18 protein-coding genes are annotated in these 23606 nt (G+C 54.2%); 9 read left to right on the forward strand and 9 right to left on the reverse strand.

The annotated features are described in order from the left end of the window. Positions 1–98 precede the first annotated feature (98 nt). Together fumA and AC6I8T_RS08405 are read right to left on the reverse strand one after the other, a co-directional pair. Entirely contained in the window at positions 99–1742 is a 1644-nt protein-coding gene (gene fumA, locus AC6I8T_RS08400; protein WP_208725289.1) for a class I fumarate hydratase FumA, read from the reverse strand. A 172-nt stretch (positions 1743–1914) separates the two neighbouring features. Beyond that, entirely contained in the window at positions 1915–3426 is a 1512-nt protein-coding gene (locus tag AC6I8T_RS08405) for an anion permease (RefSeq protein ID WP_021185697.1), read from the reverse strand. A gap of 586 nt (positions 3427–4012) precedes the next feature. On the opposite strand from AC6I8T_RS08405, the gene AC6I8T_RS08410 reads away from it, so the two are divergent. Beyond that, positions 4013–6790, forward strand: a complete 2778-nt coding sequence (locus tag AC6I8T_RS08410; protein ID WP_208725290.1) for a flavocytochrome c — start codon at positions 4013–4015, stop codon at positions 6788–6790. Between the two features lie 86 nt (positions 6791–6876). Then, entirely contained in the window at positions 6877–7842 is a 966-nt protein-coding gene (locus tag AC6I8T_RS08415; RefSeq protein ID WP_208725291.1) for an FAD:protein FMN transferase, read from the forward strand. On the opposite strand, the gene dcuR is transcribed toward AC6I8T_RS08415, so the two are convergent. From dcuR to AC6I8T_RS08435, 4 genes are all read right to left on the reverse strand, one after another. Further along, positions 7836–8555, reverse strand: coding sequence for a two-component system response regulator DcuR (gene dcuR / locus AC6I8T_RS08420; RefSeq protein ID WP_021185700.1), 720 nt, complete (start codon positions 8553–8555; stop codon positions 7836–7838). The genes AC6I8T_RS08415 and dcuR overlap by 7 nt on opposite strands. Beyond that, positions 8552–10192, reverse strand: coding sequence for a sensor histidine kinase (locus AC6I8T_RS08425; RefSeq protein ID WP_051337989.1), 1641 nt, complete (start codon positions 10190–10192; stop codon positions 8552–8554). Before AC6I8T_RS08425 ends, dcuR begins: the two co-directional genes overlap by 4 nt. A 74-nt stretch (positions 10193–10266) precedes the next feature. Beyond that, positions 10267–10806, reverse strand: coding sequence for a peptide-methionine (S)-S-oxide reductase MsrA (msrA, locus tag AC6I8T_RS08430; protein ID WP_021185702.1), 540 nt, complete (start codon positions 10804–10806; stop codon positions 10267–10269). Between the two features lie 64 nt (positions 10807–10870). Continuing rightward, complete coding sequence (locus AC6I8T_RS08435) at positions 10871–11437, reverse strand: flavin reductase family protein (protein ID WP_208725293.1); 567 nt, start codon at positions 11435–11437, stop codon at positions 10871–10873. 110 nt (positions 11438–11547) lie between these two features. Between AC6I8T_RS08435 and AC6I8T_RS08440 the strand changes: the two genes are divergently transcribed. Beyond that, the gene (locus AC6I8T_RS08440; RefSeq protein WP_021185704.1) at positions 11548–12051 is read left to right on the forward strand and encodes a P-loop nucleotide/nucleoside kinase family protein; all 504 of its coding nucleotides are present in this window, start codon (positions 11548–11550) and stop codon (positions 12049–12051) included. A gap of 22 nt (positions 12052–12073) precedes the next feature. Here the strand turns inward: AC6I8T_RS08440 and umuC are convergent, their stop codons facing one another. Then, the gene (gene umuC, locus AC6I8T_RS08445) at positions 12074–13336 is read right to left on the reverse strand and encodes a translesion error-prone DNA polymerase V subunit UmuC (protein ID WP_497833703.1); all 1263 of its coding nucleotides are present in this window, start codon (positions 13334–13336) and stop codon (positions 12074–12076) included. 293 nt (positions 13337–13629) lie between these two features. Here umuC and AC6I8T_RS08450 point away from each other — a divergent pair, with 293 nt between their 5' ends. The 4 genes from AC6I8T_RS08450 (at position 13630) to AC6I8T_RS08465 (ending at position 19020) form a co-directional block, all read left to right on the forward strand. After that, a complete protein-coding gene (locus tag AC6I8T_RS08450) occupies positions 13630–14601 on the forward strand; it encodes an ABC transporter substrate-binding protein (protein ID WP_208725523.1) in 972 nt (323 codons plus the stop codon). Between the two features lie 10 nt (positions 14602–14611). After that, on the forward strand, positions 14612–15376 hold the full coding sequence (locus tag AC6I8T_RS08455) for an ABC transporter permease (RefSeq protein ID WP_021185707.1): 765 nt from the start codon (positions 14612–14614) through the stop codon (positions 15374–15376). Next, entirely contained in the window at positions 15373–16152 is a 780-nt protein-coding gene (locus AC6I8T_RS08460; RefSeq protein WP_208725296.1) for an ABC transporter ATP-binding protein, read from the forward strand. Before AC6I8T_RS08455 ends, AC6I8T_RS08460 begins: the two co-directional genes overlap by 4 nt. A gap of 438 nt (positions 16153–16590) precedes the next feature. Next, the gene (locus tag AC6I8T_RS08465) at positions 16591–19020 is read left to right on the forward strand and encodes a membrane-bound PQQ-dependent dehydrogenase, glucose/quinate/shikimate family (protein ID WP_208725297.1); all 2430 of its coding nucleotides are present in this window, start codon (positions 16591–16593) and stop codon (positions 19018–19020) included. A gap of 39 nt (positions 19021–19059) precedes the next feature. Here AC6I8T_RS08465 and umuD read toward each other — a convergent pair whose 3' ends face one another. Next, positions 19060–19470, reverse strand: coding sequence for a translesion error-prone DNA polymerase V autoproteolytic subunit (gene umuD / locus AC6I8T_RS08470; RefSeq protein ID WP_208725524.1), 411 nt, complete (start codon positions 19468–19470; stop codon positions 19060–19062). Between the two features lie 135 nt (positions 19471–19605). Then, entirely contained in the window at positions 19606–20952 is a 1347-nt protein-coding gene (locus AC6I8T_RS08475) for a glycoside hydrolase family 28 protein (protein ID WP_497833704.1), read from the reverse strand. 405 nt (positions 20953–21357) lie between these two features. Between AC6I8T_RS08475 and otsB the strand changes: the two genes are divergently transcribed. Next, on the forward strand, positions 21358–22146 hold the full coding sequence (gene otsB, locus AC6I8T_RS08480) for a trehalose-phosphatase (protein ID WP_208725299.1): 789 nt from the start codon (positions 21358–21360) through the stop codon (positions 22144–22146). Further along, positions 22143–23579 (forward strand): alpha,alpha-trehalose-phosphate synthase, encoded by a 1437-nt coding sequence (gene otsA / locus AC6I8T_RS08485; protein WP_021185714.1) that lies wholly within the window; start codon positions 22143–22145, stop codon positions 23577–23579. The genes otsB and otsA overlap by 4 nt, the downstream gene beginning before the upstream one ends. The last annotated feature ends 27 nt before the right edge of the window (positions 23580–23606 follow it).

Below are 23606 nucleotides of genomic sequence, written 5' to 3' on the forward strand. Positions count from 1 at the left end.
TGACGAGTTTGCATAAGTCGTAGCGGTGCGATTTATCGCGCCATTCGGCGGGGTTTATTCAGGGGGAAAGGGCGCGCATCACTGCGCACCCCATAAGGTTACTTCACGCAGGCCGCACACTGGTTATGGATCTGCTGGAAGAAGTCGTTACCTTTGTCATCCACCAGGATAAACGCCGGGAAGTTTTCCACTTCAATCTTCCAGATCGCTTCCATACCCAGTTCTGCGTACTCCACGCATTCGAGGCTCTTGATACTCTGCTGCGCCAGTACCGCTGCCGGGCCACCGATACTGCCGAGATAGAAGCCGCCGTGTTTATGGCAGGCATCTGTCACCTGCTGGCTGCGGTTGCCTTTCGCCAGCATCACCATGCTGCCGCCGTTGGCCTGCAACAGGTCAACGTAGGAATCCATACGGCCTGCGGTGGTTGGGCCGAGTGAACCTGACGCATAACCTTCTGGCGTCTTGGCCGGTCCTGCGTAATACACCGGATGGTCTTTGATGTACTGCGGCAGACCTTCACCGTTATCAATACGTTCTTTCAACTTGGCGTGGGCAATGTCACGCGCCACGATAATGGTGCCGTTCAGCGACAGGCGGGTCGATACCGGGTAGGAAGAAAGTTGCGCCAGAATCTCGGTCATCGGACGGTTGAGGTCCACGTTGACCACTTCGCCTTCACCCTGCTGACGCAGTTCTTCCGGGATAAAACGGCCTGGATTATGCTCCAGTTGCTCGATCCAGATGCCTTCACGGTTAATCTTCGCCTTGATATTGCGGTCAGCCGAGCAGGAAACCCCCATACCCACCGGGCAGGACGCGCCATGACGTGGCAGACGCACCACACGGATATCGTGCGCGAAGTATTTACCGCCAAACTGCGCACCGAGGCCCAGTTTCTGCGACGCTTCCAGCAACTCCTGCTCCAACTGCACATCACGGAACGCCTGACCGTGCTCATTACCTTCAGTCGGCAGCGAATCGTAGTAGTGGGTGGAGGCCAGTTTCACGGTTTTCAGCGTGCTTTCCGCCGAGGTGCCACCGATAACAAACGCGATATGGTAAGGCGGGCAGGCGGCGGTGCCGAGCGACATCATTTTATCGATCAGGTAGTTCTTCAGTTTCGCCGGAGTGATCAGCGCTTTGGTTTCCTGATAGAGATAGGTTTTGTTGGCGGAGCCGCCCCCTTTGGCGATACACAGGAATTTGTACTCGTCACCGTCAACGCTGTAGAGGTCAATCTGTGCCGGCAGGTTAGTACCGGTATTCACCTCTTTGTACATATCCAGCGCGGCGTTCTGTGAGTAGCGCAGGTTATCTTCGATAAAGGTGTTGTACACCCCCTGGGACAACGCCGCTTCGTCGCCGCCACCGGTCCACACACGCTGGCCTTTCTTACCCATGATGATGGCGGTGCCGGTGTCCTGACAGGTCGGCAGCACGCCTTTGGCTGCGATTTCGGAGTTACGCAGGAACTGCAAGGCGACATATTTGTCGTTCTGGCTGGCTTCATCATCGGCCAGAATCGCGGCCACCTGTTGCTGATGGGCAGCGCGCAGCATAAATGAGGCATCGTGGAACGCCTGCTGCGCCAGCAGGGTCAGCGCTTGCGGATCAACTTTTAACACTTCTTCGCCTGCGAATTTCTCCACGGAGACGTAATCGCGGCTGAGCAGGTAGTACTCAGTATCATCTTTGGCGAGAGGAAAGGGATCTTGATAGTAGAAGGGTTTGTTCGACATGTTGGCTCACTCAGTTATGTGTCGCTCGTCTGGTACAGAGAAGACAGGCGACATCATTAGCGATTCGTTATAGGTTTTTTCTCTCGCCAGCCCAGCTCAGGGCTGACTGGCGAGTATCATAGCATTTTAACATTCTTTCGCGGCTGCGATTTTTAACATCGAAGCAACATCATCAGAACATCAGCACCATCCACGGATAGGCAATCAGCATCAGCAGCACCAGGAACAGCGCACCGAAGATGGTGCCCAGACGCCAGTAGTCTTTGGTTGGCAGATAGCCGCTACCGTAATAAATCGGGCTGGGGCCAGTACCGTACGGGGTGATGATACCCATCACACCCAGTGAGGTCGCCAGCATCAGACAGAACACCGGCATATTGATGCCTGGGATAGCAGCCGCAATGGTCAGCATGGCTGGCAGCAGGGCAGTGGTGTGTGCGGTGGTGCTGGCAAACAGGTAGTGCAGTACATAGAAAGCCACCAGTAAGACCACGGCAGAGACTTGTGGATCATACCCTTGCAGCAGTTGCCCGCCTTCTTTACCCAACCAGGCAATGAAGCCGACTTTCGCCAGACCATCGGCGAGGGCAACCAGGGTCGCGAACCAGGCGAAGGTGTTCCACGCAGCTTTGTTGCTGGTGATATCGTTCCAGTTCAGTACGCCGGTCCACAGCATCAGCACAATCACCAGCAGCGCGGCCATTGCCGGTTCAATCCAGGCTGTGGCAAAGATCCACATCAGCAGCGCAGAAATCACGAACACCAGCAGCAGGATTTCATTGCGCGACAGTTTGCCCAGTTTTGCCAGCTCGGCTGTTGCCCAGCGCGGCACTTCATCGTTCAGTTTCACTTCCGGTGGATAGAGCCAGTAGGCCAGCAGCGGCATGGTGAGAATCAACAGCACACCCAGCGGCAGGAAGGCAAGGAACCACATGCCCCAGGAGATATCAAAACCTACCACGCTTTTTATCAGCGCCAGCGCCAGCAAGTTGGGAGCCAGTGCAGACAGGAACATAGAACTGGTGATACAGGTGGCGGTGATGGCAACCCACATCAGATAAGAACCAATTTTGCGCGCACTCGGGTCGTTAGGTTTTGAACCGTACAGCGGCGGCAGGTTGGCGATAATCGGATAGATGGTGCCGCCACTGCGTGCGGTGTTGGACGGTGTGAACGGTGCCAGCAACAGGTCTGCGAAGGTGATGGCGTAACCCAGCGTCAGGCTGCGACGGCCGAGATATTTCACCAGAATCAGCGCCAGGCGGCGACCGAACTGGGTTTTATCGTAACCGGCGGCAAACATAAAGGCACCGAAGATCAGCCACACGGTGGAGTTACCGAAGCCGCTGACCGCCCATTTGAAGGACTGGCCTGCCATTTTAAACTTCGGATCCGCCAGCTCGGCCGGGCTAAACAGCAGGTACTGACTGAACAGCGCGATCACCACCACGCCGGTCAGGCCGATCACCGCGCCAGGCAGAGGTTCGAAGATCAGGCCGACAATCACGCCAACAAAGATTGCGAAGAAGTGCCACGCATAAGGTTCGAGTCCTTCCGGTGTGGGCACCAGTAACAACAGCACAGCAACAACCACCGGCAGGCACAGCATCAGCAGCCGGTTTTTATTCCCCGGCGCGGCAGGCGGCGCTTTTAGGGGTTCATTCTGGATAGTTTGTGTTTTCATAGTTTTGGTCTGCAAGTTATGGAGAATGCGATTAACGTTCCGGGAAAACAGGTGTTACTTTGCTCTACTCAGATGATACTTTTTTAATCTGCCGTTACGTCTTTAATGCTTCTTTAATTGCAATGTTGAAGAGAGAGGATTGCGTAATGTAAATATGATGCGATTTATTAAAAACTCCATTTTGATCTGGATCAAAAAATCGATTCAGTATTAAATCCTTTTTGTATTTGACATATATTCTTACCCTTACTTAATTCTTTTCTGCTGGTGACAAGACGCCATAAAGCTCAAGGCGGAAGGCGTTGTCATCTGGGATGTGTCTGATAACGTCATGATTTATCATAAATTAATTTCTATGTAAATGAAAAAATTGATTTTTGACAACGTTTCGCTAACATTTTAAGTGGCGAATATTCAGTCTTAGTGTTTATTTCCAGAATAATTTAAAAGTTAAAAAACTAAATTTATTAATTATGTAACTAAAGAAATTGGTATATTGTTTACATGAAATCGGACCTCTTAAATAAATTTGAAATAACTGCGTCTGCGACAGAATTCGAAACTTTTAAATTTTGGAGTTGTTATCATGAATACGCTCACCCCGATTCTTAATCCACTGACACTGCCGAAAGGCGCGGTATTGAAAAATCGCCTGGTCATGGCCCCAATGACCACCTGTACCGGTTATTTTGACGGCGGCGTGACCAGCGACCTGGTGGACTACTATCGTGTACGTGCGGGCAGCATTGGCACGGTGATTGTCGAATGCTGTTTTATCGATAACCGTGGCCCGGCCTTCCCCGGTGCCATCGCCATCGATAGCGACAACAAAATCCCCGGCCTGGCCAGGATTGCTGATGCGATCAAATCTCAGGGTTCCAAAGCCATTTTGCAGATCTACCACGGTGGCCGTATGGTGGATCCCGCGTTGATCGGCGGTAAAACGCCAGTCGCGCCCAGCGCGCTTGCCGCACCGCGTGAAGGTGCGCCGACTCCCCAGGCGCTGACGGCGGAAGAAGTCGATGTCATGATCACTAAATTTGGTGATGCGGTGAACCGTGCCATCAAGGCCGGTTTCGATGGCGTTGAGATCCACGGCGCTAACACTTACCTGATTCAGCAGTTCTACTCACCAAACTCCAACCAGCGCGATGACAAGTGGGGCGGTAGCCGCGACAACCGTGCTCGCTTCCCGATGGAAGTGCTGGAAATCACCCATAAAATGGCGGACCGCTTTGCGGCAGCCGACTTTATCATCGGCTATCGCTTCTCGCCGGAAGAGCTGGAAGTGCCGGGTATTCGTTTTGACGACACCCTGTATCTGCTGGAGAAACTGGCGGCGCGTGGTCTGGATTATGTGCACTTCTCCGTCGGCCAACTGCTGCGTCCGTCGATTGTTGATACCCAAGACCCGACACCGTTGATCACCAAATACCTGGCGCTGCGCTCACCGACGCTGGCTAAAGTTCCGGTGATTGGTGTTGGCGGCGTGGTAAATAAAGAAGATGCGGAAAATGCGCTGGAGCACGGTTTCGATCTGGTGGCGATTGGTAAAGCCTGTATCGCCTACCCGGACTGGGCCGACCGGATTATCCGCAACGAGCATATGGAGCTGTTTATCGACAGCACCAAACGCGAGGAGCTGGTGATCCCTGAGCCGCTGTGGCGCTTCTCGCTGGTGGACGCGATGATCCGCGACACGAGCGATACTGGCCGTAAATATAAAGCGGGCGTGTTCCAGGAGAAAGTGGAAGCCGAAGCGCTGAAGCTGAAAATCAACGTCACTCTGGACACCGACCGTATCACCGACATCTCGCTGGTGCCGGACGCCACGCTGGACGTCGACTTTACCAGCACTTTTGAGAGCCTGCGTTCGCGCATTCTGGTGGCAAACAGCCCCCACGTTGATGCCGTGACCGGTGCCACCACCCAGAGTGAGGCGCTGAAAAAAGCCGTATCCCGTGCGCTGGCCACCTCCAGCAAAGAGCATGTCATTGAAGAGGGTGGCAACCCGAATGCACCGGTCAGCTACGATGTGGTGGTGGTTGGCAGTGGCGGTGCCGGTCTGGCAGCGGCAATTCAGGCGCATGATGATGGCGCGCGCGTGGTGATCATCGAGAAGATGCCGACCATCGGTGGTAACACCATCAAAGCCTCGGTCGGGATGAACGCAGCGGAAACCCGCTACCAGCGTCTGAAAGGCATCGAGGACAGCAAAGAGTTGTTCTATGAAGAGACGCTGAAAGGCGGCAAATTCAAAAACAATCCAGTGCTGTTGCGTGAGTTTGTTGAACAGGCACCGGGTGCGATTGACTGGCTGACAGATAAAGGTATCGAACTGTGCGACATCACCATCACCGGTGGGATGAGCATTGACCGTACGCACCGCCCGGAAGACCGTTCGGCGGTGGGGGGCTTCCTGATCAGCGGCCTGGTGAAAAACGTTAACCAGCGCAATATCGAAGTGCTGCTGGAAACCTCGGTGGCGGAAATCCTGTTCGAAAACGGCGCGGTCAGCGGCGTGAAAGTGGTGGATGAGTACAACGACAGCCGCATTCTCAACGCGAAAAGCGTGATTGTCGCCACTGGCGGTTTCAGTGCTAACCGTGAGATGGTGGTGAAATATCGTCCTGAGCTGGATGGCTTCGTTACCACCAACCACAAAGGGGCGACCGGTAGCGGGATCGCCATGTTGCAGAAAATTGGTGCGGATACCGTGGATATGGGCGAGATCCAGATTCACCCGACAGTGGAGCAAACCACCTCTTATCTGATTTCTGAAGCGATTCGTGGCGGCGGTGCCATCCTGGTGAGCCAGGCGGGCAAGCGCTTCTTCAATGAGATGGAGACGCGCGACAAAGTCTCGGCGGAAATTATCGCACTGCCGGAGAAAAGCGCGTGGATCATGTTCGATGAGCAGGTTCGTCTGAACAACAAAGCGGCGGATGAGTACATCGCCAAAGGGTTCGTCATCAGCGCGCCAACGCCACACGAACTGGCGGTGAAACTGAATATGGATCAGGAGACGTTGCAGACCACCCTGAACCGTTACAATCAGTTTGTTGAGCAGCAGAACGACGAAGATTTTGGCCGTAAAACTGCGCTGCGTCATCCGCTCAACCACGGTCCTTACTACGCCATCCGTATCGCCCCTGGGGTGCATCACACTATGGGCGGCGTGACCATCAATACTGACACAGCGGTACTGGATGCACAGAAACAGGTGATCCCGGGTGCCTGGGCAGCGGGTGAAGTGGTTGGCGGTATTCACGGTGCCAACCGTATCGGCGGCAACGCGGTTGCTGATATCATCATCTTTGGTATCAAAGCCGGACGTAACGCCGCGGCACTGGCGTTAGGCTAAATCACACCATCCGTAGCGGCGCGATTTATCGCGCTCTTTTAAGAACCGCGCGATAAATCGTGCCGCTACAACTGTAAGAGGCGATAATGACTCCAGACGCAGGCGTCTATGCCTATTCCGCCGTTCTAATGGGTTCGCCCATTCTGCTTAAACTCTTCGAAGACAATCAACCTCTCGCGGCGCAGGTATTCCGGCTGATCAAACAGCAGGAAAATCTGTTTACCGTCAATCGTGCTGACTCTGAAGTGATGGCGATCAACCACGCCGCGGGCCGCCATCCGGTGGTGGTCAGTGAACCGGTGTTTGCCTTGATCAGCGTGGCGCATGCGGTGAGTTTGTTGCCGAACAGCGCCTTCAACTTCACCATCGGGCCGGTAGTGAAACGCTGGAAAATTGGCTTTCAGGGTCATGAGGTGCCACCGGCTGCTGACATCGCGGCGCGGCTGCGGCTGACCGATCCGCATCAAGTGATATTGAATGAGGCTGAACGCTCGGTGTTCCTGCAACAGCCGGGGATGGAGATTGATCTCGGTGCCATCGCCAAAGGCTATATTGCCGATCGCGTGCAGGGCTTTTTACGCCAACAGGGTGTGCAGCAGGCGTTGATTAACCTCGGTGGCAACGTGCAGACGTTGGGGTGTCCCCCCCATGATGCGGCGGGGTGGGGGATTGGCCTGAAAAAACCCTTTGGCCGCGAGGATGAACTGCTCGGCGTGTTGCGCGTGCAGGGTAAGTCGGTGGTGACCTCCGGCATCTACGAACGCTACTTCGAACGGGATGGCCGCTGCTGGCACCATATCTTCGATCCGCGCACCGGCTATCCGCTCGACAACGAATTACTCAGCATCACGGTGATTTCCGATCGTTCCATTGATGGCGATATCTATACCACACTGCTGTATGGCATGGGGGTGGAACAGGGGCTGGCGTATCTTGCTGACCAGCCCGAACTGGACGCGGTCTTTGTGACGCGCGACCGGCAGATAATCTGCTCCTCCGCGCGCCATTTCAGCTTTAATCCGCTGGATGCGGCGTGGCAACTGCGTTACTGACAATATTGTTGCAGCAGCGAATGGTATTCCGGTTGCAGGCGATAGCGGTACACCGGACGGCCTGTGGCACCGTAATGGATGCTGGTGAACAGGATATTAATCTGCGCCAGCCAGATCAGATACTTACGGCAGGAAACCCGGGAGATATTCACCTCGGCCGCCAGTTCATCGGTGGAGAACTCGGTGCCCGGATGGGCATCGATCCACTGACACAGGGTGCGTAGCGTCTGCGGCGTCAGCCCTTTTGGCAGGCGTTTGCTGTCGTGCTGGGTCGCCGGGCTGCCGTGAATCAGTAGGTCGACATCCGATTGCTGATAATAATGCTGGTTATCCATCAGCGATTTTTTCTGCCGCCATTGGGTCAGCGCTTCTTCAAAACGCGGGAACTGGAAGGGCTTGATCAGGTAATCCACTACGCCGTAGTGCAACGAGGTTTTGATGGTTGCGGCATCGGCGGCGGAGGAGATGATAATCACCTCCACCGGGCTGTTGGCTTTGCGCAGCTCCGGCAGCAGGTCGAGGCCGTTTTCCTGTTGCATATAGATATCCAGCAGCACCAGATCAACCGGTGGTTCGCTGTTGAGGATCTTCTCTTTCGCCTGCTGTAAGGTTGAGGCGGTGCCACAGCAGCTAAAGCCGGGCACCTGGCCGATATAGCAGCGATTAAGCTCTGCCACCATTGCATCATCGTCGACTACTAACACGTTGATCATGCGGTTTGATTTCCTCCATCCCAGGGTAGCTGGACTAAAAATTGGGTATAAACGCCGGGTTCTGATTCCACGCTGACGTCGCCGCCAAGGCTTTCGGTTTGCTGTTTCAGCAGGAACAAACCGACGCCGCGATCGTCACCTTTGGTGGAGAAGCCTTTGTCAAAAATGGTGGGCAACACCTCGGGATCAATACCGGGGCCATCGTCGCTCACTTCACACGCCAGCCAGCCATTCTGGTAGTGCAGCATCACATGGATCTCACCTTCAGTCTGGGAGCCAAGTGCATCCAGCGCATTCTCCACCAGGTTGCCAATCACGGTAATCAGTACCGCCATCTGCTGCTCGTTGCCGCTGTCGGGTAAGAAACTGGCATCGCTGATGGTCAGGTGATGGCCACGATCGGAAGCTCGATTGATCTTACTGAGCAGGAATCCGGCAATCACCGGTGACTTAATTTTCTGCACCAGCGAGCCAATTTCCGTCTGATAGTTATTGGCGGTTTTCAGCACATAGGCTTCGACCTGCGCATAGTTTTTCATATGCAGCAGGCCGAGGATAACGTGCAGCTTATTCATAAATTCGTGTGAACGCTCACGGAGCGCATCGACATAGTTTACCATGCCGCTCAGGCGCTGCATTAGCTGGCTAATCTCGGTCTTATCCCTGAAGGTACACACCGCGCCAATAATACGTCCCTGGCTGCGTACCGGCACCGTGTTGCTGAGCAGCACATGGCCGTTAACGTTCAATTCTTCGTCGCGCCGTGGTCGGCCGCTCTGCAACACATCCTGCAAATGGGCGTTGATCACCGAGGCATCGTAAATACGTTCGGCACTGATAGCGCTGGTCGCGATCTCGGCATTCAACAGCTTCTGTGCCGCCTGATTGACCAGCGTCACCGCGCCCTGATCGTCCACCGCCACCACGCCTTCTTTTACCGAGTTGAGGATCGCCTGACGTTGTTCAAACAGCGTCGAGATTTCATGCGGTTCGAGGCCGAACAAAATACGTTTTAGCACGCGTACCAGAATCAAGGTGCCCAGCGCACCGACCAGCGCGCCAATCAAGATCGTCCATAACACGCTCCAGCGGCTCTGGTTGATTTGATCGGTCACCGCGCTGAGCGAGATACCAATCACCACCACGCCAATCTGTTGATGTTGAGCGTTATAGATTGGGGTAAATACGCGCAGGGCTTTGACTAACGCGCCTTTATTGACCGAGACGTTCTCATGTCCACGCAACGCCGGTTCGATGTCGTCGCCAATAAAATGCTGGCCGACCAACTCCGGGTTGAGATGTGAATAGCGGATACCCTGCATATTGGTGACCACCACAAACAGCAGGTTATTGCTTTGCTGAATCTCCTGGGCGATGGGCTGAATCGGCAGGGTGCCGGGCGGCTGTAGCACCGCGCGTTGGATTTCTGGCGAATCCGCCAGGGTCCGCGCCACGGCCATCGCTTTGTCTTCCAGTTGCATCCGCGTCATCGCGCCGATTTGAAAGAAATAGATCAGATGGACGCTGAACAGCACCAGGGCGATCACCGTACTGAGCATCAGCGTGACCAGGGTATTGAGCTTTATGGGCCGCTTACGCGGTGGGGAATGCGTGGGTGGAGAATCAAATTCTGGCATAGGGCAGCTTTCGTAGCGGCGCGATTTATCGCGCGGATTTATAACGGGTGCGCATTACGCGCACCCGCATCGCATTAGCCCTGCGATTTTACCCGATTGGCAAAATTTTTCTTCAGCTTCTGCAACTTCGGAGGGATGACCGCCAGGCAGTAACCGTTACGCTGACCGGCACCATCCCAGTAATCCTGATGATAATCTTCCGCCGGATACCACTCGCCCAGCGGCTCGATGGTGGTGACGATCGGATCTTTGTTATCTTCCTGAGCACGGGCGATGGCCGCGATCGCTTCCGCTTCCTGTTCGGCATTGGCCGGGAAAATGGCGGAACGGTACTGAGTACCGATGTCATTGCCCTGGCGGTTTAGCTGGGTTGGATCATGGGTGACAAAGCTGACATCCAGCAGATCGCCGAAGCTTATCTGTGCCGGATCGAAACCGATGCGGATCGCTTCGGCGTGGCCGGTGGCACCGCTGCATACCTGCTCGTAAGTCGGGTTGGCACGCGTGCCGCCGGTATAACCGCTTTCCACGGACTCAACGCCAATCAGACTTTTAAACACTGCTTCGGTACACCAGAAACAGCCACCCGCGATCACCGCGTATTCAATTGCCATGTCTTTACTCCTGTCAGGGCGAAAGCGTTACTGTGGGGGCGCGCTTTCGTGAATTCAACCTTGTTTAAATTAACATTTCTGGCTTAAAGTCGCGGTGCTTATCAAGCAGCAGATTGCTCATCACGGTAAAACGACCTTCCCCCGTGTAGTGCAGGGTGGGCGGAAACTCCGGCTTATCCGCCACATGCGCTTTAACGATCTCGAAGATAAACAGATTGTAGTTATCCACCATGCTATCGTCGTAGAGCTGACATTCAAAGCTGGCGAAGCACTCCCTGATCAGTGGCGCATTCACCTTGCTGGCCGGTTCAGCGGTCAGTTTGAAGGCATCAAACTTATCGATGCGATCGCCGTGGCTGTTGCCGATGGCCACCACGCTATCAATTAAGTCGGCGGCCGGCACGTTGATCACGCACTGGCCGCTGTGACGAATCAATTCATGGCTAAAATTGCCGCTGGCGATCATGCAGCCGACCAGCGAGGGTGAGAATTCCAGGATGGTATGCCAGCCGAGCGTCATGATGTCGTGCTGACCTTCATACTGCGAGCTGACCAACACCACCGGTCCGGGTTCCAGATATTTCCGCGCCTTGCTGACCGGAAAATCGATTTTATGTTCATTCTGGCTCATTGCGCTGCTCCTTTTTTGAAGGATGCTGTAAGTGTAGCGAACCTGCGCAGGTCTTTACCTGCGCGCCAATTACAGGCATGGTATGCAGTCATCTTAAAAGGAGTGGTTTTATGGCGTCTGCGCGCGCGTTAACACAATCCCCAGCGACCCTGCACCTGCTGTGCGGCAAAATTGCCGCAGGTAAATCGACGTTGGCCCATCGGCTGGCTCAGGAAACCGGGGCAGTGATCATTAGCGAGGATGCCTGGCTGGCGCATCTGTTTGCCGACGAAATGCGTGATGTGGCGGATTATGTGCGCTGTGCTGCGAAGCTGCGTAATGCTATGACACCGCACCTGATTTCGCTGCTGCGCTGTGGTGTCTCCGTGGTACTGGATTTCCCGGCCAACACGCTGCAAAACCGGCAATGGATGAAGGCGGTGATTCAGGCTGCCGATGCCGCGCATCAGCTCCATGTCCTCGATGTTCCGGATGAGGAGTGCAAAGCGCGGCTGCATGCGCGCAACAACGCAGGTGAACATGATTTTGCTGCCACCGATGCACAGTTCGCACTGATCAGCAGTTACTTTGTCGCGCCGCAGCCGGATGAAGGGTTTACGGTGATCAATCATTAGTGCGCGATTTATCGCCCAAGGCCTACCGCACCACCGGCACATCAGAAAATCGGGTGGTGTAAGCCGGTGACAGCATTTCACGTTTCATTGACCAGGCTTTCTGCACCCCCTGACCGGCAAACCACAACGCGCCGCGCTGGTGGGCATTCATCTGATCGATCAACTGCATCAGTTGTTCGCTATTACGCCGAGGCTGATAGTCGGCAAACAGGTCAAACTGCGCCACGCCATCACTGAAAAAATCCCCCAGCATCACACCGCCTTTCATATAACGTTTGCCAGGGATCCAGATCTTGTTCAGACAACTGAGCGCGGCATGCATGATGTCGCGGCTATCCTGTGTCGGCGTGACCAGCAAGGTGTCAGCCGAGTTGGCATAATAAGGGTGATGAGGATCGTGGGGACTGGTACGGATAAACGTACCAATATGGCGGCAATACTGGCGCTCGCTACGTAGCTTTTCCGCCGCGCGCGCGGCGTAATTGCTGATGGCTTCGCGCATGTCGTTATACTCCGTCACCCGCTCACCAAAGGAGCGCGAGCAAAGAATATTTTGCCGCTGTGGGATCACCTCTTCAAAGGCCAGGCAGGCCTCACCGCGTAACTCGCGTACCGTGCGTTCCAGCACCACGCCAAACTGCTTGCGGATCAGTGCCGTGGGGGTATCGGCCAGTTGCACGGCCTTTTCGATCCCCATCAGGTTGAGTCTTTTCGCCAACCGACGGCCGACGCCCCAGACCTCGTCCACCGGCACCATCGCCATCAGTTTGCGTTGACGCACCGGGACAGAGAGATCCATCACCCCCTCCGCCTGGGTCCAGCGTTTGGCTGCCCAGTTCGCCAGCTTGGCGAGGGTTTTGGTCGGTGCAATTCCCACACCGACCCGCAGATGCGTCTCTTTATAAAGACGATCGCGCATCTGACGACCAAAGGCTTCCAGCGAGAGGCAGTTATCAACGCCGGTCACATCGACAAAGGCTTCATCAATTGAATAGACATCCACGCGCGGGGCCATCAACTCCAGCGTCTCCATCACCCGCAGCGACATATCGCCATACAGCGCATAGTTGGAGGAGAACACCACCACCTGATGGCGCAGCAAGGCTTCACGCTGCTTAAAGTAAGGGGCACCCATTTTGATGCCGAGTTTTTTCGCTTCTTTGCTAAGCGAGATGATGCAACCGTCGTTGTTGGATAGCACCACAACCGGTTTGCCGCGCAGGTCGGGGCGGAATACGGTTTCGCAGGAGGCGTAGAAGGAGTTGACGTCGACAAGTGCGTACATAATTGCGTTCATAAATAACTGTTGTTATATACAGTATTTTCCGGTTGACCCTGTTCGTCAAGCGCTGATTCGCAACACGCTTGTCCCGCGATGGTGCGCCGGATGCACCATTAACTTTCCCTAATTGATTAAGCCACAGTGAGAAAACCTTAACGCACGGTAATTCTGTTACCTGGCACAACTTCTGCATAGTTGCCAGTGGCTTGTATACAAGGCCGCATACCAGTCAATCACTTGGGGGAATCACCGTGCGCAACAATGATAAAGAGAAAATTAACGCTCAGCGTCGCCAGATGATGAAATATTCGATGCTGGCATTAAGTGGCGTCGCGCTCAGTGGCATGTTGGGCAGCCCATCAGCCGTGGCGGCAGATGATGAGATTCTGATTGGCTACTGGCCGATTGTCGGTGGTTTGCCGTTGTATGCCGGTATCGAGAAAGGCATCTTTAAACAAGCCGGTTTGAACGTACGCGCCGTCAAATTCGCCAGCCCGCAGCAGGTGGTGGAAGCGATGATCACCGGGCGTATTCATGGTTGCGCCAACGGCACCGCCACCGGGGCGTTGGGGTTGGGGGCCATTACCAGCCCGGACCTGTTCAAAATCATCTGTTCTAATCCTTCGAATGAAAAAATGGTGCTGGATGAGTTTCTGGTGCCGGTCAACAGTAGCGCCAAATCGATCAGCGATCTGAAGGGTAAACGCATTGCCAGCGGCCCCGGTATCCAGAACGTCACTATGGCGAAAATTATCCTGGAGAAGAATGGCTTTACCGATACCAAGGTGATCGAGTTGCCGGTCGGCCAGCATGCGCCATCGTTAGCTGCCGGGCAGATTGATGGGGTATACACGCTGGAACCCACCGGCACAGTGGCACGCATGAAAGGCATGGGCAAAGTGCTGGAAACCGGGGTGATTGCCAAATATGTGCTCGGCGATGCCAGCGCACCGTGGTTTGGGGGTGCGGCGGCGCTGACCACCAGCTTTATCAATGCCGACAAAGCGCGGGCGCGGCAGGTGATTGATGCGTATGGCGCAGCGGTCAAGTTTATCCAGCAACAGCCGGAAGAGGCGCGGCAATATGTGGCGGGTTACACCGGCATTGAAGCGGCGCTGGTGAAGGAAGTGCCGCTGCCTGGCTTCGTGATGTATGACCAGTTAACCGGGACTAACCTGCAATGGTTCCAGAAATTTTATGATGTGTTTGCCGAGCGGAAAATTTTCAGCAAGCCGCTTCAGGTGGAACCGTTGATCTATCGCGCATAAGGAGAGTGCCATGATGCGAATCTGGCGACGCAGGCTGCTGCCGCTGATCGGGCCGCTGCTGCTTTTTCTGCTGTGGCAGACGGCAGTCAGCGCCAAATGGCTCAACCCGGTGTTGCTACCATCGCCGGGGGAAACCCTCGGCTATCTGTTTAGCGCGCTGGCGGATGGCAGCATGAATCAGGATATCGGCGATACGCTCTACCGTACGCTGATGGCCTTTGTGGTGGCGGCGGTTATCGGTGTGCCGTTGGGGGTGATGCTCGGCAGTAGCGAACGTCTGTATCGCAGCGTCGAATTTTTGGTGGATTTTTTCCGCTCAACGCCATCATCCGCACTGATCCCTTTGTTTATGCTGATTTTCGGTATTACCGATACCAACAAAATCGCCATTGCCGCCTTCGCGGCGGTGCTGGTGATCCTGTTTAACAGCGCCTACGGCGTGATGAACGCGAAGAAGACCCGCATTATGGCGGCGCAGGTGATGGGGGTTTCACGCTGGCATGTGTTTAAGGACATCATGCTGATGGAAAGCCTGCCGCAGACCTTTGTCGGTTTGCGTACCGGCGTCTCGATGGCGCTGGTGATCGTCATCGTCGCCGAAATGTTTATTGGTTCTGAAACCGGGTTGGGGCACCGCATCATTGATGCGCAGCAGCTGTTCAACATTAAAGATATGTACGCCTCGATTCTGATCACTGGTGCTTTTGGCTATCTGCTGAATCTGGGTTTTCTGCTGATTGAAAAACGCTGTGTGCACTGGAGTGGCAAAGCATGAAAAAACCCGATTATCCGCAACCCAATACCCATGTCACTATTCGCGGGCTGGATAAAAGCTTTGCCGGGCAGCCGCTGTATCAGGATCTCAACCTCGATTTACCCAAAGGCAAGATCGTCTCGATATTTGGGCCTAATGGCTGTGGCAAATCGACGCTGATGAACATGATTGCCGGATTGATTCCGATCGATCGCGGGCAAATCCTGTTCGACGGCAAAACGTTGGCGGAGACGAAGATCGGTTATGTGTTCCAGAATTACCGCGATGCGCTTTTTCCCTGGTTAACCGCCTGGCATAACATTGCCTATCCGTTAAAACGCCAGGGCATAAAGGCGGCGGCGGTCAAACAACGTGTGGCTGAATTGGCGGCAATGTTTGATATTCGCTTCGATCTGCAACGTTATCCGTATGAACTCTCCGGTGGGCAACAGCAAACGGTGTGTATCATGCGCGCGCTGGCGACGCAGCCTGAAGTGATGTTTCTTGATGAGCCGTTCTCGGCGCTCGATTTTGAGATGACGCTGTTTATCCGCGATAAATTGCAGCAGGTCCAACTGGCGACCGGCGTCACCATGCTGATCGTCTCACATGATCTGGAGGATGCGGTGTTTCTGGCGGATGAAATCTTGTTGCTGACACGGCGGCCTACGCGCGTGGCCGAGATTGTGCCCTTTGTCCTGCCGCGCCCGCGTACTGCTGAGATGATGAGTCACCCGGAGTTTGTCCGGGTGAAAGCCCATACACTCGCGGTGTTTAAACGCGAGATGGCAGGTTAACGCATAACGTAACGGCGCGATTTATCGCGCGGGTTTTTCCTGCAACGCGCACGGGATTGTGCGATGTATCGCGCCGTTACGAAAAGAATAAAAAGTGCGGTTATTTACCGCCGCATCCCACCTGATTTAATGACCTCGTGAAATTATCCCCGTCTGCGAATAACCAGTAAGCACAAATATTTTAACCTGTAAAATGTCAGGGTATTCATTCCTAAACCATTAATAAACGGGATGGTGGCGTTTCTGCGCTGATAATTAATGACGGTAGTTAATTAGCTGGGGCGCATTATGATTGTTATTGATGTAAATGTTATTGGTTTGTTTTTAAGTAGTGACTGAAAAGATGTGGATTTACATTTATTGACATCTAATTAACACAAACATACAGTCCTTACGATTTTAACTAACATGTCACTATTTTAAATTATCGGGGAGTGTATGGATATTAAGGAACAAGGGTCTGGACGGCGTTCAGGCTTGTCATTTGTCCTGAGCATCATTTTTGCGTTGCTCACGCTGGCGACCGCCATCGCTATTATTATTGGCGGCGGAAAACTTATTTCACTGGGTGGATCGGCATATTATCTGATTGCCGGTATCGCCTATATCGTGCTGGTGGTGCTCTATTTTAAAAAACCAGCGGCGGGTTTCATTTTTTCCTGCCTGATTTTTGCACTGACGATTATCTGGTCGCTGGTGGAAGTTGGCGGCCTGATCTATTGGGATTTGCTGCCGCGCCTGGTGGTACCCGCGCTGTTATTTCTGCTGAGTTTGCTGGTGACCGCCACCGATAAAGGTGTGCTGTCGTCGCAGCGTCGTCTCTCTGGCGGGCTTAGCCTGGTGGTGTTTGTGGCATTAATCGCCACCTTTATTGGTGGCTTCTTCCCGCATAACACCCTCTATAACCCGGAAGCCGTCTCTGCCGAGCCGTTGCAACCAACGGATAGCGATGCTTCCAAAGCGGGTCAGGACTGGCGCTATATCAGCCGCAACGCCAGCGGCACGCGCTTTGTGCCGCTCGATCAGGTCAACGCGGATAACGTTAAAGATTTGCAGGTGGCCTGGACTTATCACACCGGTCGCCGTCTGACAGGCAATGCGACGGGGGTTGATGAAAACACACCGATTCAAATTGGTTCCGTGCTTTATACCTGTACGCCGGAAAACCTGATTGCCGCAGTGGATGCCGATACCGGCAAACCAATCTGGAAATTCGATCCGCATGCGCGCACCTATGAACACGTTACCTGCCGTAGCGTCGGTTATTACGACTACGACAGCGATGAAACCCTCAGTGCCGAGCAGAAAGCGGCGTATACCGATACGGCCTGCCGTCAGCGCATTATTGTTTCCACCGTTGATGCCCGTCTGATTGCGCTGGACGCGCATACCGGCGAGCTGTGCCCGAACTTCGGCCAGAATGGCATGGTCAACCTGCAACAGGGGATGGGCGATACTGCCGACAGCCGTCGTTATCACCCGACCAGCGTGCCGGTGATTATGGGCCATCTGACAGTATTCGGTTCTTGGGTACGTGATATCACCGAAGATGAACCCTCCGGTGTGTTGCGTGCGTATGATGTGCGTGACGGTTCGCTGGCGTGGGCGTGGGATGTTGGCAACGTCGAAGGGGCGAAGCAGGGTGATGCACATTATACCCTCAGCACCCCGAACGTCTGGGCCATCCCGACTTACGATAAAGATCTCGGCCTGGTGTATGTCTCCACCGGTAACGGCCCACCAGATTACTGGGGCGGTAACCGTAATGCGGCGAAAGAGAAATACGGTTCGTCAGTGATTGCGCTGGATGTGAATACCGGCAAAACCAAATGGGTCTTCCAGACCGTCCATCACGATATCTGGGACTACGACTTACCGTCGCAGCCGGTGATGTACAACATGAAGAATGAGCAGGGCGAAGTGGTGCCTGCGCTGATTCAGACCAGCAAAATGGGTGAAATCTTCGTCCTGGATCGCCGCACCGGTAAGCCGGTGAGTAAAGTCGAAGAGAAACCGGTACCGACTTCTCCGGCAGCGCAGGAAGAACATCTGTCGCCGACCCAGCCGTTCTCAGTGGATATGCCAACTATCGGTCTGGAGCAACTGAACGAGAAGAAGATGTGGGGCGTCAGCATGTTTGACCAGCTCTACTGCCGCATTCTGTTCAAATCGGCGCTCTATTCCGGCATCTTCCAACCGAACAGTGAGAAAACCTACCTGGAGTTCCCGGCGACCATGGGTGGCATGAACTGGGGTGGGGTGTCTATTGATGAAACTTCCGGCATTCTTTACGTCAATGATATCCGTCTGGGTATGCTGATGGCGCTGAAGAGTAAGGAAGAAGCGAAGGGACAGAAAATCTCCCTGAACGAAGTTCCGCAATGGGCCGGTACTATCCGTCCTCAGATCAGCGGGCCTTACGTTGGCGTGCGGATGGATAACTTCGCATCCTTCCTGCAAGTGCCGTGTCAGCATCCGCCGTTTGGCACCATGACCGCCATCGATCTGCACAGTAAGAAAATCGTCTGGCAGGTGCCAATGGGCACGGTGGAAGACACCGGTCCTCTGGGGGTAAAAACCCATTTGCCGATGCCGGTAGGTATGCCAACGTTGGGCGGCCCGACCACCACCAAAAGCGGTTTAGTATTCTTTGCCGGTAGCCAGGATAATTACCTGCGTGCGCTGGACAGCAAAACCGGTAAGGAAGTGTGGAAAGCGCGTCTGCCGGTGGGAGCGACTGCGTCACCGTTGATTTATCAGTCAGCGAAAACCGGTAAAGAGTACATCGTGATCTCGGCAGGCGGTGCGGCGCACTCGCCGGATGTCGGTGATTATCTGATTGCTTACGCCTTGCCAGACAAAGCGTAAGTCTGACAACGCCCGGCGATATAAGCTGGGCGTTGTCACTCAACGTGCCGCATAAATAATAAAAGTCACCACGCCAAAGATCTCCAGTTGTTCATCTTCTCCCGGGGTAATCGGCGCGTAGCGTGGGTTCATGGCGAGCAGTTGCACACGCGGAAACTGTTGTAACCGTTTAACCGTAAACTCGCCGTTAATGGCCGCCACCACAATATCGCCATGTTTCGCATCCAGCGCACTGTCGACCACCAGTAAATCCCCTTCACTGATATTCGCGTCGCGCATGGAATCCCCTTCCACCCGGACAAAATAGGTGGCGTTGGGATGGGCGACCAGATGCTTGTTCAGATCCAGTCTGCGCTCGACGTAATCTGCTGCCGGGGAGGGGAAGCCGCAGTGGACTCGCTCAAGAAAGAGTGGCAATTGATGCGGCGGCGCACCGGGCATCGGACGCATCAAGAGAGGAGAGAAGGGATGAACTTTCATGGCGAATTCTCAATGATAAAACTGTATGTATATACAGTATTATTATCAGTCAATTCTGAGATCGCAATACGTTATCCCACCATTATTTTGTAAAACCCATAGATATCAATTAATTGATGAGTTTTCCCGGTGTAATGTCACCGCCGGTCCCTCAGCCAGCGTTTTTCCTTTATTTGCGCTAACAGACACATGATCCAGCCTTGCGGTGACGTATCTGGCCTGCACCCCGTATTCAGCGGTGATGGCAATATGGTGCAGATTGACATCGGTGATCGGTGCTTCCGGCAATCCGCTCAATATCATGGCGTATTTGGCACCGGTCGCCGCCAGATGATTGACGGTGATACCTGAGATAAAAGGCGTGGTGGCCGTCACCGGCGCTGGCGTGATAGGGGCAACCAGTGAATGACCTGCCGCACCGGCCTGACCGGAGTAACTGTCGGTAACCAGCAGCGGTGTGGCAACATTTGTCATCGTCACATGGTCAACCAGGAATGGCCCAATCTTGTTGCCGCGATCGCGACCTGATTTCACGCGCAGCCCATTTTCTGCGCCGATAAATCTCACATGTGAAACCACCACATTGCCGATACCGTTGATCGTCTCGCTACCCAGTGAAATCCCATGTCCTTGTCTCATCACGGAATCCTGAACAGTGATATTTTCAGATTTTCCTCCGCTGCCCACGGTGATACCTGATTTGATGGCGATATGATCATCACCGGTACTGATGTCGGCGTGTTTTATCCGGATGTCTGTAGAAGAAACGATATCGATACCATCGGTATTCGGTGAGGTGATGGGGTTATCGACGGTCAGTTGATCAATGTTCAGCTGATGGCTATTTCTGAGTACCAGGTTCCACATGGGGGAGTTGGTCAGCCGGATATGATGAATCTCTGAGGATGACACATTATTCATTTCCACCAGCCAGGGCCTGGGCATGCCATTTGCCAGAGGTATCCCTTTATATTTTGCTGTAAAAGCCTCCGGATGGCCGGACCTGACGGTATTGCGCAAATCGATCGCGGCTGGCCACCAGGCTTGCGCACCGTTGCCATCAATGGTCCCGCCACCCTCAATCGCCACATGACTGACACCATTGGCGAGGATGAATGCCTCATTCGGCTGTGTGAGCCTGCCAAGAAAGGCATCCACGAACTGGCGAGTATCGGGGGTGGCTTTCAGGGTAACGCCGTCGGGAATCACTAATCTCACGTTGCTTTTTAACGCGATCGGACCTGAAAGCCACACCCCTGACCCCAGTGTGACTTTACCTCCGCCTTTTTGCGCACACAGATCAATCGCTTGTTGAATGGCCCTGGTATTCAGCGTTACGCCATCGCCCTTGCCACCGAAATCAGCGGGGGAGCAAAGAAAGGGCGCGGCAGCGGCGCACAAGGGAGTAAGGCTTACGGCGACTAAAGCAAAACCGAACGTTGTTTTCTTCATGATATTGACGTCAATCCATAGAAATTAAGCACAGCCCATCAATGTAGCGTTGCCGACAAAAGCGGAGTAGAAGAAAGCCGCGTAGTGGGGTCGCGTTTTCTTGAGTATTTGTTTTTTCGATGTATTTATTCCGGGCAAATGCAAGCAAATATTGCGCGAAGTTATTTGCCATTGCCATTATCCGGCCACGGTGACTGGCAAAATCCTTATTCGCGTCTACACTTAACCGCATTGATGTTCGCAGTCTGGTTACGGTGTTGACTATAAACTTGTTAATTTGTGGAGCGTTACCCATCGAAATACCATCCAGTCGGCAAACCCTCCCCGTTATACGTATCTTATCCTGCACGCAACCCGCCTCCGAACATCGATATTGCTATCAGCCATTCGTACAGGAGGAGTGACGTGACCCCAGCGGTACATGAGATCAGCACCCTACCGTCGTTGAGCGGCGGGCTTTTTGCCTTCTTTTTTGATGTTGATGGCACGCTGGCGACGATTCAACCGCAGCCCGAGATGGTGGCGATACCTGCATCGGTGCGCCAGCATCTGCAACAACTCTCCAATCTTAATCACGGCGCGCTGGCGCTGGTGTCTGGTCGACCGATTGCGCAACTGGATGACCTGGTTGCGCCGCTGGAAGCCTCAGCGGCAGGTGTGCACGGGGCTGAACGCCGTGATGCCAGTGGCCGTATACATCGCCACTCACTGCCCGCCGATGTTGCGCAAACGCTGCAACGGGAATTGCAGGAAACGCTGGATCAATGGCCCGGCACTCAGCTGGAAGCCAAAGGGATGGCGTTTGCGCTGCATTATCGTCAGGCGATGACATATGAACAGGCGGTTATCAAGCTGGCGCAGGATGCTGTCGCCCGTTTTCCGGGGCTGGCGCTGCAACCGGGAAAATGCGTGGTGGAACTGAAACCGCAGGGCATCGATAAAGGCGCGGCGATCCGTGAATTTATGCGAGAAGCGCCTTTTGCCGGACGCATTCCGGTATTTGTGGGAGACGACCTGACAGATGAACAAGGCTTCCTGGCGGTTAACGCCCTGGGCGGTATCTCAGTCAAGGTCGGAGAAGGTTCCAGCTATGCGCGCTACCGCCTCAGCAGTGTGGATGCGGTCTGGAGCTGGCTGGAACAATTACTATTACAATCAAAGCATGACAACGTCGGTAAGGAGTCAAGGTTATGAGTCGCTTAGTAGTCGTATCTAACCGTATTGCCATTCCTGATGGGACCAAAGCCAGTGCAGGCGGCCTCGCCGTGGGTTTACTGGATGCGCTGAAAACCACCGGAGGATTATGGTTTGGCTGGAACGGCGAGATCAGCGAGATTTCCGGTGAAGAAGAGGATGAGGTGAGTGTCAGCGAGGTTGACGGCATCACCTATGCTGCGATGCCGCTGAATCAGAATGATTATGATCTTTACTACTGCCAGTTCTCCAACACCGTTATCTGGCCAGCTTTCCATTATCGCCTCGATCTGGTGCAGTTTCAGCGCGAAGCCTGGGAGGGCTATTGCCGCGTCAATACCCTGTTGGCGGATCGCCTGAAACCGCTGTTACGTGCAGACGATATTTTATGGATTCACGATTATCATTTGCTGCCCTTTGCCGCCGAGTTGCGCAAACAGGGTATTAACAACCGTATCGGATTCTTTCTGCATATCCCGTTCCCGACGCCGGAAATCTTCAATGCGCTGCCACCCCATCAGGCGCTGCTGGAGATGCTGTGCGACTACGACTTGTTGGGTTTCCAGACAGAATCCGATCGCGTGGCCTTTCTCGATAGCCTGAGCCAGTTGACGCAGCTACAGAATAAAGGTGAGAAGAAACATCGGGCGTTCGGCAATACGTTTATGACCGAGGTCTACCCGATTGGTATCGAGCCTGACAGTATTAAAGAGATGGCTGAGGGGCCGTTGCCACCGAAAATGGCGGCGATGAAGCGGGAACTGGGGGATGTGCAGAACATCATCGCCTGTGAGCGACTGGATTACTCCAAGGGCCTGCCAGAGCGTTTTCTGGCCTATGAAGCGTTGCTGGAGCATTACCCACAGCATCGCGGCAACATCCGCTATTCGCAGATCGCGCCAACCTCACGCGGTGAGGTGCAGGCTTATCAGGACATTCGTCATCAGCTGGAAACCGAAGCCGGACGTATCAACGGGAAATATGGCACGCTGGGCTGGACGCCGCTTTATTACCTCAACCAGCATTTTGATCGCCGTCTGTTAATGAAGATTTTCCGCCTGACGGACGTAGGGCTGATCACGCCGTTACGTGATGGCATGAATCTGGTGGCGAAGGAGTACGTGGCGGCGCAGGACCCGGATGACCCTGGTGTACTGATTCTGTCGCGCTTTGCCGGCGCGGCTAACGAGCTGACGTCAGCCTTAATCGTCAACCCTTATGACCGCGATGAAGTCGCCGCCGCGCTGGACCGGGCGCTGACCATGCCACGTACTGAGCGTATATCGCGTTATAACGACATGATGGCGGTATTGCGACAACACGATATCTCACACTGGCGTGAGCGTTTCCTGGCGGATTTAAACACCCTGCCGGAACGCAGCGCAGATCACGGTACCGCGCAGAAAGTCGCAACCTTTCCGAAACTGGCCTGATTCAGCAGGGGACTCTGAAATGTGTTC

The sequence above is a fragment of the Pantoea sp. X-Soil-OKNW-556 genome (assembly GCF_059730695.1).